Genomic DNA, 14,953 nt, shown 5'->3' on the forward strand with positions numbered 1-14,953 from the left:
TATAAACGAAAAAAGGAGTTTTGTTATGGTTTCAAAAGAGTTAGAAGAAAAAATTATTCAACACTATCAAGGGGAAGAAAAAATGATGATCCTTGTCTTTGCCCAGTGGTGTGTGAATCACGACCTTAATCCAGAAGAAATATATGTAAAGGCTTATCCAGCCCAGTCCGCTAACCCTGCTCTAAAAGAAGCAATAGATTTAACCGTTCCTAAAAAAGAGGCCGGAGAAATTGCGCATGAAACATTGCTAGGCGTTCTATCACTGTTTGGAAATGACGATCTTGCATTTGTTGTAACTGAAGAAATCAGTAAAATGAAATAACAAAACTGCCCTTTTTTTCGGAAGGGCAGTTTTTCATTTTCTTCTCCTATCCTATCGAGTGATAACTATTAAGTAGTAACACCACTTAAATTAATCCTAGCAATCTCACCGTTTGCGTTATGATGAGGGGAACTAAAATCGCCAGGACAGTTGGAATCAGGAAAGCTAAGAAGGTCCACTTTTTACTTTTCGTTTCCTTGTAGATATTGAGTAATGTTGTTCCACATGGGTAATGAAGCAGCGAAAATAACATCATATTAAGGGCAGTGAGCCATGTCCAGCCATGGTCAAGAAAGATTTGTTTTAAATCAACGAGGTTATCAACTTCCGTTAAGGAGCCAGTCGATAAATAACCCATCAACAGAATTGGCAGGACAATTTCATTAGCTGGTAATCCAAGAATAAACGCCATCATGATGTATCCATCAAGACCAAGCATTTTTCCAAACGGCTCTAAAAATTCAACGGCATACATGAGAATACTTGTATCCCCAATATAAATGTTGGCAAACACCCAAGTTAAAATGGCGGCTGGAGCGGCTACTTTTACAGCCCGAACTAACACGGACCAAGATTTTGTGAGCGATGAACGGATAACTGTATCGAAAATTTTAGGTTTACGGTAGGGTGGCAGTTCTAAGGTATAATGGGTGGGGATTCCTTTAAGTGCGGTTTTTGATAGGACCCAGGAGACAAAGAAAGTGACGATAATTCCGAATAAGACTATTCCTACAATAACTCCGGTGGTAACAAGTGATTTTAAACCTCCTGTAAAATTGGCCGCCATAAATAAAGAGGCTAATACAATTAACGTTCCCCAGCGGCCATTACATGGAACAAAGTTGTTAGTTAGAATGGCAAGCATTCTTTCTCGCGGTGATTCAATAATCCTGGTTGAAATGACGGCTGCGGCGTTACAGCCAAAACCCATTGCCATTGTTAAGGATTGCTTACCATGGGCACCAACCCTTTTAAAAAGTCGATCCATGTTAAAGGCAACGCGTGGCAAGTAACCATAATTCTCTAACAGGGCAAAGGTTGGAAAAAAAATGGCCATTGGCGGCAGCATCACACTAATAACCCACGTCGTTCCCCGATAAAGACCGAGAACAAGCACACCATTCAGCCACTCAGGTGAATGAAGCAGAGTAAAGAAAGAAGTAATATATTTCTCAACCCAACCAAAAAACTCAGCCAGCATCGAGGATGGAATATTTGCCCCAGCAATCGTTAAGTAAAACAACACCCCTAACATCGCAATCATGATCGGAAAACCAAAAATAGGTGAAGTAAAGATGGCATCGAGTTTTTCCGTTCTTGTGTCCCGCTTTGACTTTGTATAGGAAATCCCTTCCCCGCATAACTTATGACTGCGCTCGTAAAGATGTTGAACAATGTCATCTCGAAGCTTAGAGGTCGATAAGCCCTGAGCTTCAGTATATAGATCTTGAATACTCATTTACTCCACCCCTTTCGATACAAGCCGTTTGCTTATTTCATTGAGCAAGCTCTCATCCCCATCTAGCAGCCGTAAAGAAACCCAGCGAGAAGAGATTTGATTCCCGACTATTTCTTGAACTTTTGGTTCAATTTTTTTAATTTTTTCCTCAATTTCATGGGGATATATCAGCTGTGCAGGCTGGCATTCAATGACACCTGTAACAATGCGGTCAATGGTATCAAGCAGCATAGGGAACCCCTTCTTATTTCTCGCCGAAATTTTTATAACTGGGACTCCTAACCGATTTGTCAGCAGGCGTTCATTTATATGGATCCCTTGTTGTTCAGCGACATCAATTAAATTTATACAAATCACCACATTTTTCGTCATCTCTAAAACCTGCAGCGCTAAATTGAAATTACGTTCTAATGAGGTTGCGTCCAAGACAACCAGTGTGACCTCCGGTTTTTCAAATACAATATAATTTCTTGCTACTTCTTCATCTGTTGAATTGGAAAAAAGCGAATACGTACCAGGGAGGTCAATTAAATGAAAGGTCTTATCTTTAAATGGAACACTGCCTTTTGCTAGGGAAACGGTTTTCCCTGCCCAATTTCCCGTATGTTGTCTAAGGCCGGTTAACGCATTAAATAAGGTGCTTTTTCCTGTATTCGGGTTTCCGGCTAAGGCAATTCGGTACTCATTCCCCATTGGATAACAGCTCCCCCTCTATTCGTGAACTCTCTTCTTTTCGCAGGGCAATCGTTGTCTGGCTTACTCGGTACGCAATTGGATCTCCCAGTGGACTTTTTCTGACAACCTCAACATGGGCACCTGTTACAAAACCCAAATCTAACAATCTTCTTCTCATCACACCATCTAAATTTAAGTTAGTAATCTTTATTAAATTTCCTTTTTCGCCATTCACCAATTTAATAATATTAGGTTTATCCATCTCTCTTTCCCCTTTTTCAAAGTTTTTACCTCGTGCAACTTTTTTATAAGTATATGAAATAGTTCCTGATTTTGCCACATTTTTCAAAAAAATAGCTGCCAATTATAATGGCAGCTAACGAATCTCATTTTAAGTTAAAACCTCACGTAATACGATTCCAAGTGAGATCCCAATGAACATCGAGGTGAGTGTGCCGAGCAGGAAGTACTCTGCCCAATCCCTGTCATCCATCTGCTTGAATCGCGCAATTGATTTTGCTGCAACAATAAATCCAATGGCAGGATAGGCACTGTAAAATGTTAAGACTAATACTAACAATCTCTCAATATAGCCAATTAATTTACCGCGAGAAAGGTCATGCTTTGAAAAGATCGTGTAATGGTATTCCTCCGTTAAACCGTTTTTTCCCATTTTATGATTGATAAAATGTTCTTCTTGTCTATCTGTTTTAAAAGCATACCTTCCTTCAAAACTTAAAAGCTGGTTTGGTATGGTCCCTAAAAGAATCCTGATCAAATGTCCGCTTACGCTTGTCGTTAGAATCACAATAATGATAATAAATAAGCTTGCATTTACTGTACTTAGCTTATGCCCCTCTTGGAAAACTCCCAGAAGATTTGTGAACTTGATACCAATGAAAAAATGACAGGCCAGAATAATCATCACAAGATGAAGCAATTGGTCGATAAGAAAAAAACTCAGCCGCTTTAAGTTCTCCTCATTTGTTATTTTTATCGTATCAAGTAGTTTAATTTTTAATAGGTCGATAAGATAATGAGAAAAAACAATAAAAACTAATGGATAGATGAAATAAGTTAGAATGTTTACTGGTGTAAAGTGATATATCAAGGAGCCGCATAGCACCATTCCAGTGATTAAAAAATGATGGGCCAAATGTTTCCAGATATTTTTATGCTTTTCCTTCACCATTTCATCGGTTTGCAAATAAAAGTCTGCAAGGAGATGAGCAAGAATTAAACATAAAATAAGCATGGTTTCTCCTCTCTATTTACTCGAGTTTTATGGTTTGACTATAGTTTCAATATTATTTCTTAGGTGTTTTTTGATGGAGGTGGATAATAGTTCACTTCGTTTACGCTGATTATTTCCAGAATCTCCATAAGCCTTATTTTCCAAGGAATCCAAGTTGTTAATTAATCGATGAAAGGTATTCAGGATTTCTTCACTTTTCCCCTTCTTATAATGACTTGAGATCGTCGGTGCCGTTTTACCAAGCAGGATTCCAACTGCTTTTTGCTGCTGCAAGATCAGATAGGAAGTGCACACAAGCTCCTGAATCTTGGTTTGTTCCTTAACGAGTGTGTACTGCAACTGAAGTAATGTATTGAATAAAGATTCGAATTCACTTCTAAACTGATCGTATACAAAAGAATTACTTGGATTTTCGTGATAAAATTGGTCAAGTTCAAATTTAAAGAGTGGTCTATTTTGTTCTTGTTTTAATAAATCGTTTGCATATCTTGCCTGCTTAACTAAAGGATGGATCCATTTCTCAAGATCCACCTCCGCTACCTCTTTATTACTATCACCAACTGATAAACCAAAATAAGGTTTATGGTCTTGATATTTCCAAATTCTGCTTACGTAAAATGCAATGAGGTAGGCGGTAGAATAACCAGAGCCCACGAAAATTATTTCATCCCCTGCCCGATGTTTCACTTTTACAGGAACAATATCATTAGTCCATGTAGTGATTAGGTTAACGATATCATCTAGATAGACGGTTAGTTCATCTCCGATGTTCTCCGCCGAAGAGTTACTTACATCACAAATAAAAATTGAAATGGGGTTTTCCACGGTTTCCTCACCCTAATTAGATTATTTAATCTAATTTTAATAAAGTTAGATTAAATAGTCAAACTAGAATCAAATTCGACCCTCTAGTATAAGTGGACTATATATTAAATGATTGTATACTTACTCCACTCCTCAGGTAAGAGCATTTGATACTGATTTTGTAGAAATCGGTCATCAATCAGCACAATTGTCCCCTGATCATATTCGGAGCGAATCAATCGTCCTCCTGCTTGTAACACCTTGTTCATCCCCGGATATAAATAAGCATAGTCATACCCATTTTTGCCCTTTTGATAAAAATGATCCTTAATAAGATTCCGCTCAAAACAAAGCTGTGGTAACCCAACACCTACCACAACCACTCCATTTAAACGATCTCCAATCAAATCAATTCCTTCTGAAAAGATACCGCCCATTACTGCAAAACCGAGTAATGTTTCCTTCTGATCCGGCTTAAATTCCTCTAAAAATGCTTCTCTTTCTGCTTCTGACATTCCTGTAGCTTGAACTAACGTTTTGGTGTGGTCATCTTCAAGCTTGAATTGATCATAAACAGACAATAAATATTGATAGGATGGGAAAAAAATCAAATGATTCCCTGGTCGTTTTTGCACTAACGATTGTATTACCGAAACAATAGCACTCTTCGTCCGTTCTCGATCACGGTACCGTGTGGATACGGGCTTAATTAACACATCAACCTGCTCTTCTGAAAATGGTGATGGGATCGAAATAACATAATCTTCAGCAGTTCCGCCCAGCATATCCAGATAATAGGATAATGGCGAAAGCGTTGCGGAAAAGTACACCTTTGAGCGATAACCTTTCCCCATTTGCCGAAGAAGTTGGGAAGGATCAAAGCAAAACAATTTCACTACTAGATCATTTTTAATTTTTTCCGCATAGATGACATAGTGCTGTTCATCGATATACTCGACTACTTTTAGGAATTGATTTACCTTGAAATAAGTCTCAAGTAAAACTGGTAATGGCTCTATTTTCAGCGCTTGCTCCGCATCGATTATAAATCGACCAAGATGTTCCATAAATGAATCATCCAGTCCCTTTAAAACAAATTCTTTTTGACCCTCATTTTGCTTTTTTATGGAAATAAACGCAGCATTTAATTGACTAGCCTCTTCATAAATTGTTTTATTTACACCTTTAAAGTCTTTCTTCAATTGAAGAAACATTTCTTTGTTAAGGGAAGCTGAAAACATTTCCCGGCCGCGGTCCACAAGATTATGGGCCTCATCCACGAGTAAGGCCGTAGACTTCTTTTGCTCTTCGAACAAGCGTTTTAATGACACCTTTGGGTCAAAGATATAGTTATAGTCACAAATAATCGCATCGACTGCATATGCCAAATCTAGTGAATATTCAAACGGGCAGACCGTATGCTTTCGGGCATAGGCTTCAATTACCTCACGGGTCATACTATTTTCATTGCTTAATATATCAAGAATGGCATCATTGATGCGGTCATAATAACCATTGGCGAATTCACAGTATTCCTTTTGGCAATTTGTTTCCTCTTTGAAACAAACTTTGTCTTTAGCTGTAATAGTAACACTATTCAAACAAAGTCCGCATGAGCGCATCCGCGTAAACGCCTCTTCTGCTGTTGTTCGGGTTATCGTTTTTGCAGTTAGATAAAACAACCGATTAAGCTCTCCCTCGCCCATTGCCTTAACAGCTGGAAATATCGTTGAAATCGTCTTTCCAATCCCTGTGGGTGCTTGAGCAAAGAGAGTTTTTCTATCAAGTATGGTCTTATAAACCGCTCCAGCTAGTTTTCGTTGGCCACTACGATAGGTATCAAATGGGAAGGCTAGCTCTTTACAGCTTTCATTTCGTTTTGCTCGATGCGTGTTTTGTAATTTTGCGAAAGGAGCATAGCTGTTGATGACCTCTAAAACAAAGTTATTCAGTTCAGATCGAGTATACTTTTGCTTAAAATATTTTGTTTCCTCACTTTCAACGTGGACATAGGTTAACTGGACAAAAATTTCTTCTAAATTATGATCATGTGCAATCATATAGGCATACATCTTAGCCTGAGCCCAGTGGACTGGATATCCTTCCCCTTCAAGCTGTTCGAGGGGCTGGGAGAAAGATTTGATTTCGTCGACTATAACTTCGTCGTTACGAAACAATAGCCCATCACATCGACCATCAATGCAAAAAGTAAGACCATCAAAGGGAATTTCCGCACGCAAATATACTTCCTTTTGATCTTCGTCTTGATATGTTTTCTGGATTTTTTGATGAATCCTTGTCCCATCGGTCAGAGTGGATTGGGAGCGAAAACGGGAATCAATACTTCCGCCCCGATAAACATGTTCAACCAGCGTTCTTACCGATATTTGAATGGCATCTGTCACGTGTTCATCAGCTCACTATACTAGAATGTATGTTTGTATTTTTAGTATATCAGAAAGCAAAAAAAAAGGCGCACATTTGCGCCGGATATTCATGGTTATTAGGAGCGGATTTGTCCGGTTCCTTGCACAATCGCCTTTGTTGTCGTTAGAGCCTTTAATCCCATTGGCCCGCGGGCATGCAATTTCTGCGTACTGATCCCAATTTCTGCGCCATAACCAAACTGTTCTCCATCGGTAAAACGAGTGGAAGCATTATGGTATAAAACTGCTGCATCAATTGCTTGGAAAAATAATTGGACATTTTCATGATTTTCACTAATAATGGCTTCTGAGTGTTTTGTGCCATATACATCAATATGTTCGATTGCTTCCGTTACATCACTCACAAGTTTAACTGCTAAAATTGGGGCTAGAAATTCCGTGTACCAATCTTCTTCAGTTGCTTGATTAATGAACGAATAAGCAGCGGCCAGTTTTTCATCACCTCGCAGTTCGACACCTTTTTCATATAATCTGTTCAGTAATTCCGATTGATAGGGCCAGTTTTCATGAATAAGTACTGTTTCAGCGGCATTACAAACCGACGGTCTGTGTAATTTGGCATTAATAGCAATTTCAATCGCCATATCTTTTTTTGCCGTCTCGTCAATAAAGACATGACAATTTCCGACTCCCGTTTCTAAAACAGGCACCGTTGCATTTTGAATGACCGATTGAATTAAGCTAGCTCCCCCCCGAGGAATCAGTACATCTAAATATTGATTTAATTTAAACATTTCTCCTGCGGTTTCACGTGAAGTATCTTCTAAAAGTTGTACTGCGTCAGCAGGAAATGCTGTGTTCTCTAGGGCCTGATGCATAACATGGACGAGAGCTTTATTGGAATGAATAGCAGAAGAACTTCCTCGTAAGAGAACGGCATTCCCTGCTTTTAAACAAAGACCGCCCGCATCCACGGTCACATTTGGACGGGCTTCATATACCATGCCAATGACCCCAAGCGGTACCCGAATGGTTTTAATTTGTAATCCATTCGGCCGATCCCATGCCTCAATTGTTTCCCCAATAGGATCAGTAAGAGTGATTAATTGGCGAACTCCATCAACAATCTGATCAATCCTTTCTTCTGTTAAAAGCAATCGGTCCAAAAGGGATGGCGATAGTTTTTTTTCTTTGCCGGCCTCAATATCCTTCGCATTTTCACTCATTATCCATTCTTTTTCCGTTAATAAATAATCTGCTATCTTCAAAAGTGCCTCGTTTTTTTCATCCGATGTCAGCATTCCCAATCGCTTAGCTGCTTTTTTTAATTTACTAGCTTTTTCTATTAATTCACTCATTCTCTCATTCACTCCTTCGGCAATGTGACCCAATTATCCCGATGAATCACTTCTGCTTTTTTGTTAATGGAATATCCTTTTGATTGGTCACTCGGTAACCCTTTTACCATTAATAAATCCTTTGAAGAATAATAAATCTGTCCTTTTCCAACCATTTTTCCTTTTTGATTTCTTACTTCGACAACATCTAGAGCATTAAAGTCACCTAATACGTTTGTAACTCCAACTGGCAGAAGACTTTTACCATGAAACAGAATGGCTTTCTCAGCACCTTCATCTATTTCAATTCCGCCGCTAACCTGCGAATGAAAAGCAATCCATTGTTTTCGCATATGCATTTGCGTTTGAAATGAACCGCCAATATAGGTTCCATCCCCTTTTCCTGCCAAAATATCAGCCAATTTTTCCTTACCTGTTCCAGTTCCAACAAAGACGCTGACACCTAGTGATAAAGCTTTCTTAGCTGCTAATAACTTTGATTTCATCCCGCCAGTTCCAACCGAAGAACCGCTGTCCCCGGCAACACTTAAAAGTTTTTCAGAAACTTCAGGGATAAAATTATATTTTTTTGCTTCTTTTGAAACCCTTGGATTTCCATCATAAAGCCCATTAATATCCGTTAAAATAATCAGCGCATTGGCATGTAAAAATCCGCTTACTAGCGCTGACAGCAAATCGTTGTCACCGAAGGTCAATTCCTCAATCGATACCGAATCGTTTTCATTTATGATTGGCAAGACACCTCTTTGAAGCAATTCATGAATGGTGGAAAAAAGGTTTTGAAAGCGGATCTTGCTGTAAAAATCTTCACGAGTTAATAAGATTTGCGCTGGTACCATATGAAACTCATTAAATAATTGAATATAATGCTGCATTAATAACCCTTGACCAACCGCAGCAGCTGCTTGTTTCCCAGCCGTACTATTAGGCCGCGATGGATAGCCAAGTGAGCCAAATCCCGCCGCAATTGCACCCGATGAAATCAAAATGACCTCATGTCCTTGGGCTTTTAAAAATGCAAGTGACTCGACGTGATCACGTATTTTCTCTTCAGAAATGGTTCCGGAAGCATTCGTAAGTGAACTGCTCCCAATTTTTACGACCACTAGCTGTTTCTTCATTTTAAGCTCGACCCTTCTTCAAAAAATAAAAAACGACCATATTCTGTCCTTAAAAAAGGACGGAATATAATCGTTTCCGCGGTACCACCTTCATTGATGCAAGCATCCTCTTGAACCCGTAACGTGGGGTACGACTTATGTTAGCATAAGCAGCATTCGGAGGGCAGGTTCAATCATCTTTTTATGAGAAACCTTTCAGCCTTTGGGTTTCACTCTCTATCACATTCCAATGATTTACTAGTCCCATACATTTTCCTTATGATAATTTCCTTTGATTATCCATAGAAATTAGGAAATTGTCAATATAATTTTTTGAAAATTTAAAGAAATCGCTTACCGATTAAAAGTTTACCATACTATTTAACATTTAAATTAAACAAATAGAATAGAATGTTAAGTGACATAGCAGGTTCGTAATCGATCATAAAAGGGAGATTCCTAAATGGAAAATAAACGCTTGTGGGTGTATGGGTTGATCGGTATGTTAACAACCGTCGTCGTACTTGCTTTCGCAAGACTTTCTTATGGCATTATCCTGCCATTTATGCGGGATGGGCTCCACCTTACATATAAAGAAGCGGGTTATCTTGGAACAACCACTTCACTCGGCTATTTAAGTACCATTATTTTCGCAGGAGTTCTTGCCTCTAAATGGGGCAGTAAACGTACCATTTTACTTGGGATATCACTTGTAACATTAGGATTATTGGGGCTTGCCTTTACGACTTCTTATTGGATCACCTTTCTTTTTATGATCTTATTAGGAATTGGAACGTCATTCACCTATACACCCTTCATCTCTCTACTCGTTGCTTGGTTTCCCCAAAAAAAGGGGACCATCATCGGGCTAACTACCAGCGGTGCAGGCCTCGGTATCCTATTTTCAGGCATAATCGTTCCATATCTTAGCAGCGTTAATCCAGAAAACGGCTGGAGATGGTCTTGGGGGATATTTTTTCTCATTGGTATCATTGTAATCCTCCTCACACTATTCTTTGTGAAAAATCCACCAATGGAAATGGCAATGGACAGCAAACCAGCATCTTCCCTAAAAGAAGTCTATAAAAACCCTAAAGTAATAAATGTTGGGCTTATCTATGGTATTATCGGAATCACCTATATCGTCCAAACCATATTTATTATGAGCTATATGATAGATTCAGGAATCAATACGAAATACGCTGGCCAATTAATGGCGTTAAACGGTATCCTATCAATTTTTAGCGGACCTGTTTGGGGATCTATTTCGGATAAAATTGGCCGTAGGACCTCATTAATACTCACGATGGGACTTACCTTATTTTCTATGGCCCTGCCTATTTTTTCCCCCACAATCCTTGGATTTACCTGTCATCTCATTATTTTAAGCTGTACTACCACTGGTTTGTTTACGTTAACACAGGCATTAAGCATGGATTACGTAAGGACAGCTGATATGCCTATAGCATTTAGTTATGTGACCTTTTATTTTGCCATCGGGCAATTTCTTGGTCCTACAATAGCTGGTTGGCTGATTGAAGATGGGGGAGGTTTCAAAAGCGCCTTTCTATTTATGTCTCTTTGCTTAGTCATAGGACTAGTTTTAACTTTTAAAGTTAAAAATTCAATACAAGGCAAGGCTTTGGCGGACATTCAAACAGATTAATTTCAAAATTGATCGATTAGTCAAGTGAAATTTGATGAAATTGAAATCCATCCCAACTAGAGAAAAAATCTGCCATGTAAAACGATAAAGAGTAGGAATTGGAAAAATAGCCAATTCCTACTCTTTTACTAAAAACTGACTCAAAAAATAATCTGAAACCTTTTCCGAATCAAGTCTAACAGAAATATAAGGCGGACGAACAACATTTCCCGTAACGAACGGTAAACCTAGCCACAAAACTTTATAATCGATGATTATAAATGAAAACGAAAGTCCTTCCTCCACTATTTTGTCTGGTCGAAGATCAAGCCACTTTTCATCCGAAATAATCGTTAATTTTACATGCTGATTACGATTAATTAATTTCTGTTTCCATTCCTGTGTCAGGGTGGTTAGTTTCGGTAACGAAATCACAATAGACTGGCAGCCCAATTCAATATCTTGAAAAACCTTTTCTACATTACGAGCATGCACCCATTGTAATTTTGGGTGCTGATGTCTAATCCACGTTCCTATATCCACGGTTCCAACCGTTTGCCGATGTTTCTGTTGGTATTCCACAAGCTGTCTTATCGTTTTTCGAGTATACACAGATTTCCGAATAAACGATTGATTGCTAACATGAATAAACTTCCCTTTTGTCCTCGTAATCGCTACATTTATCAGCCGTTCACTATCTTTTCCAGTTAAAAGCATGCCTGCACGAGTTTGCGGCTCACTGTCAACTGTGTCAAAGACCATGACATCCCGCTCACTGCCTTGAAACTTGTGAACAGTGGCGGCAATAATATCTGCTGTTACCCTTTCTTTTTCGTATAAATCCTCTAGGATTATTTCCATTAGGCTGGCTTGGGCGCGGTATGGTGTCACATAACCAATCGACCTTAAGCCGCTCAAATAGGATTCATGAATTAATTGAAAGGAAACACACGCCTGCCAAAGGTTCAATCTTGAATACGAAGTGCGCTCTGTCATACAGTGAGCCCCAGTAAAACTTGTATCAACCAGTACTGAAGCTCGATTGGGAAACGGAGCTTTATCGACGATTTCATTTCTGCTTTTCCACACACTTTCATGATCACCGACTAGCGAATGGTAGATATATTGATTGGTGAAGGCTGATATATCCGGGTGCATTCGGCGTTGTTCTTTCAATAAAAACAGATGCGGATGGACGTTTCCATCATTCACCCAATCTACGACTCCAGCGCGGTGAAAAATATCTTCTTTCAACCAGGTGGTCACAAGAGGGTCCCTTGAAGCAGCAATTGGCGGCAATTGTTTGAAATCACCGCAAATAATGATCCGTTTGCCAAGTGAAGCTGCAAACGCAGCCTGTGGAACATAAGCCATACTCGCCTCATCAAGGATGATGACATCGTACTCTGTTTCATAGATGGCAGGGTCGCTCGCAGCTTTTGCTAGTGTTGTCCCCACTATATAGGCATCTTTCACAAACTGAATTTCTTTTTGGCGAATCTTTTCTTGTATTCGAACAATCTTGGTCTCCAGTTCTAATAAATGATCAGTGTCCCGTTTGCTAAAAGATTGTGCTAAGTCCTGCTTAAGATTCCGTTTTTCTTCCATTAATTTATTTTTATCCTCAGCAAGATAGGGATCTTGCTTCTCGATTAACTGACTAGTTGTAATGTCTTCGTGATTAACAAGCAAATCACCCGAGTTGAAACCATAGCGAAGAACATCTCCCTCACGATAACGGTCTTTCTTTTTAATAAAATTAGCGATTTCATTGATCAGGACATCTACCGCTTGATTACTGTGTGATAAGATCAACACACGCTTTTCTTGAAAGTATTTATTGGCAGCCGTTCTGGCTAATGTGTAGGTTTTTCCAGTACCCGGCGGTCCCCAAACGAAAGTAACCGGATTATATTTTGACCGTAACACTAATTCGTGAACATTGCTTTTTATTTTATCGATTGGATGCTGTGCTGGCATGGATGGATCCATTAATTTTTTGACTCGAAGCCGTTTTTGCTTACTTTTTTTTATTTCATCAAGGCGCTGAATGAGCTGTTCAAGCAGTTCCCATGGATCATGAAAAAGGGTTGCTTCTGAAATCAAGTCACCAAATGATCGTTCGACGGAAAGGATGATCACTTTACCTTCTGATGATAACACGCGCCCCTTCTGTTTCATTCCTCCCCATTCAAGTCTAATCGAGGAACCTACAGGAATACGAACAGATGCAGAGGTATCAAAATAATAGGTAAAAGTACCATCATTAGATAACAGTCTGCCATTTAAAACAAGAACTTTGTTACTGCCATATCTTTTTAAATAGGTTATTTCATTCTGGAGCGCCTGCTGCCACTCTTTAATATATGAAACCGTACTAATCATTACATCTCTTCCTTTTAAATGAAAAAAGTTCAACCTATTGAAGATTGAACTCCTTTTTTGATGAAATTACTATCGCATGTTTATTCATTATAGACCAATCTTTGCAAAAAATGTATCCACTGCAATAAAAACTTACATAAAAAGACCACTAGTATCTGACAATCAAGTAAGCATACTAGTGGTTCTTAATAAACGTTAGCGGATATTATTTAGTGATTCTGTCAGGGTTTTGACAAGAAATTGTAAATCGATTTGTTCAATGTTTAACGGTGGCGCCAGGGTTAACACATTATTATATCCAGCAACCGTTGCTCCATTTTTTCCGATAATAACCCCGGCCTGTTTACAACTTGTGATAACTTGAGATACAAGATCAGCATCTAATGGTTCCTTTGTACTTTTATCCTTTACGAGCTCAATTCCTATTAATAAGCCCTTCCCTCTAACATTACCAACATAAGGATGATCCTGAAGCAGATTGGTTAAATCATTCAAGAGCTGGGCACCTAAATCTCTTGATCGATCAAACAATTTTTCTTTTTCCATTATCTCTAGGTTTTTTAATGCTAATGCACATGCAGCGGGATTCCCGCCAAATGTATTGACGTGGCGGAAGTAATCATATTCCTCCGTACCCTTAAATGCTTCGTAAATATCTTTTCGAACAGCTGTCGCGGAAAGTGGTAAATACGCACTGGTAATCCCTTTTGCCATGGTAATAATGTCCGGTTTCACATCATAATTCATAAAACCAAAGGGTTTCCCTGTCCGGCCAAAGCCGCAAATAACTTCATCGACAATGAGCAGGGCCCCGTGTTTTTCACAGACTTCTTTGGTTGCTTTCATATACCCATCCGGTGGAACGAGAATGCCGCCGCCCGTTATGATTGGTTCCATGATCATCGCCGCAATCGTTTCACTCAATTCCCATGTCATCGTTCGGTCAATTTCTTTTACTGATGATAGTTCACTTGGATCCGCAACATTGGTATCATCACGGTAGGAATCAGGAGGTGAAACATGGATGAACCCAGGTGCGAGCGGTTCATACTTATATTTTCTTTGCGCCTGCCCTGTTGCCGCTAATGCCCCCATCGAATTACCATGGTAACCACGGTAGCGGGAAACGATTTTATAACGGTTATGTTCACCTTTTTGCTGGTGGTACTGCCTCACAATTTTAAAGGCGGTTTCATTTGCCTCTGAGCCGCTGTTTGAGAAAAAGATGACATAGTCATCTCCAAGTATTTCATTGAGCTTTTCCGCTAGTTTAATAGCAGGGACATGACTTTGGGATAGTGGAAAATAAGCCATCTCTTTTAATTGCTCATAAGCTGCTTCCGCCAGTTCTGTCCGCCCATAACCAACATTCACACACCATAATCCTGCCATTGCATCCAAATAGCGTTTCCCATCTGCATCCGTTACCCACGACCCCTCAGCCTTCGTCGCAACAAGAGTTGCTTTCGGATTGTAAGGCTTCATCGAATGCCACACATATTGATCATCCTGAGCCAATAACGTCTCATGTGACCCGCTTGTTTGAACCATTCCCATCCCTCC

12 protein-coding genes are annotated in these 14,953 nt (G+C 39.3%); 2 read left to right on the forward strand and 10 right to left on the reverse strand.

Going from position 1 to position 14,953, the window contains the following annotated elements; all coding sequences use genetic code 11:
* Positions 1-25: 25 nt before the first annotated feature.
* Positions 26-322 (forward strand): hypothetical protein, encoded by a 297-nt coding sequence (locus AC4E8C_RS13270; protein WP_490207160.1) that lies wholly within the window; start codon positions 26-28, stop codon positions 320-322.
* Positions 323-407: 85 nt separating this feature from the next.
* Here AC4E8C_RS13270 and AC4E8C_RS13275 read toward each other — a convergent pair whose 3' ends face one another.
* The 8 genes from AC4E8C_RS13275 to proB form a co-directional block, all read right to left on the reverse strand.
* Complete coding sequence (locus tag AC4E8C_RS13275; RefSeq protein ID WP_490207161.1) at positions 408-1,781, reverse strand: nucleoside recognition domain-containing protein; 1,374 nt, start codon at positions 1,779-1,781, stop codon at positions 408-410.
* The gene (locus AC4E8C_RS13280; protein WP_490207162.1) at positions 1,782-2,474 is read right to left on the reverse strand and encodes a FeoB small GTPase domain-containing protein; all 693 of its coding nucleotides are present in this window, start codon (positions 2,472-2,474) and stop codon (positions 1,782-1,784) included.
* Positions 2,464-2,718 (reverse strand): FeoA family protein, encoded by a 255-nt coding sequence (locus AC4E8C_RS13285; protein ID WP_490207163.1) that lies wholly within the window; start codon positions 2,716-2,718, stop codon positions 2,464-2,466. Before AC4E8C_RS13285 ends, AC4E8C_RS13280 begins: the two co-directional genes overlap by 11 nt.
* A 129-nt stretch (positions 2,719-2,847) precedes the next feature.
* Complete coding sequence (locus tag AC4E8C_RS13290; protein ID WP_490207164.1) at positions 2,848-3,711, reverse strand: DUF3307 domain-containing protein; 864 nt, start codon at positions 3,709-3,711, stop codon at positions 2,848-2,850.
* 27 nt (positions 3,712-3,738) lie between these two features.
* Positions 3,739-4,536 (reverse strand): hypothetical protein, encoded by a 798-nt coding sequence (locus AC4E8C_RS13295; RefSeq protein ID WP_490207165.1) that lies wholly within the window; start codon positions 4,534-4,536, stop codon positions 3,739-3,741.
* A 104-nt stretch (positions 4,537-4,640) separates the two neighbouring features.
* Positions 4,641-6,920, reverse strand: coding sequence for an ATP-dependent DNA helicase (locus AC4E8C_RS13300; RefSeq protein WP_490207166.1), 2,280 nt, complete (start codon positions 6,918-6,920; stop codon positions 4,641-4,643).
* A 98-nt stretch (positions 6,921-7,018) separates the two neighbouring features.
* Entirely contained in the window at positions 7,019-8,260 is a 1,242-nt protein-coding gene (locus AC4E8C_RS13305) for a glutamate-5-semialdehyde dehydrogenase (protein WP_490207167.1), read from the reverse strand.
* An 8-nt stretch (positions 8,261-8,268) separates the two neighbouring features.
* On the reverse strand, positions 8,269-9,381 hold the full coding sequence (gene proB / locus AC4E8C_RS13310; protein ID WP_490207168.1) for a glutamate 5-kinase: 1,113 nt from the start codon (positions 9,379-9,381) through the stop codon (positions 8,269-8,271).
* A 442-nt stretch (positions 9,382-9,823) separates the two neighbouring features.
* Here proB and AC4E8C_RS13315 point away from each other — a divergent pair, with 442 nt between their 5' ends.
* A complete protein-coding gene (locus tag AC4E8C_RS13315; RefSeq protein ID WP_490207169.1) occupies positions 9,824-11,026 on the forward strand; it encodes an MFS transporter in 1,203 nt (400 codons plus the stop codon).
* A gap of 117 nt (positions 11,027-11,143) precedes the next feature.
* Here AC4E8C_RS13315 and AC4E8C_RS13320 read toward each other — a convergent pair whose 3' ends face one another.
* Positions 11,144-13,390, reverse strand: a complete 2,247-nt coding sequence (locus tag AC4E8C_RS13320) for an AAA domain-containing protein (RefSeq protein WP_490207170.1) — start codon at positions 13,388-13,390, stop codon at positions 11,144-11,146.
* A 195-nt stretch (positions 13,391-13,585) separates the two neighbouring features.
* On the reverse strand, positions 13,586-14,941 hold the full coding sequence (locus AC4E8C_RS13325; protein ID WP_490207171.1) for an aspartate aminotransferase family protein: 1,356 nt from the start codon (positions 14,939-14,941) through the stop codon (positions 13,586-13,588).
* Positions 14,942-14,953: the final 12 nt, after the last annotated feature.

This window comes from Neobacillus sp. SRL179 (genome assembly GCF_984799095.1).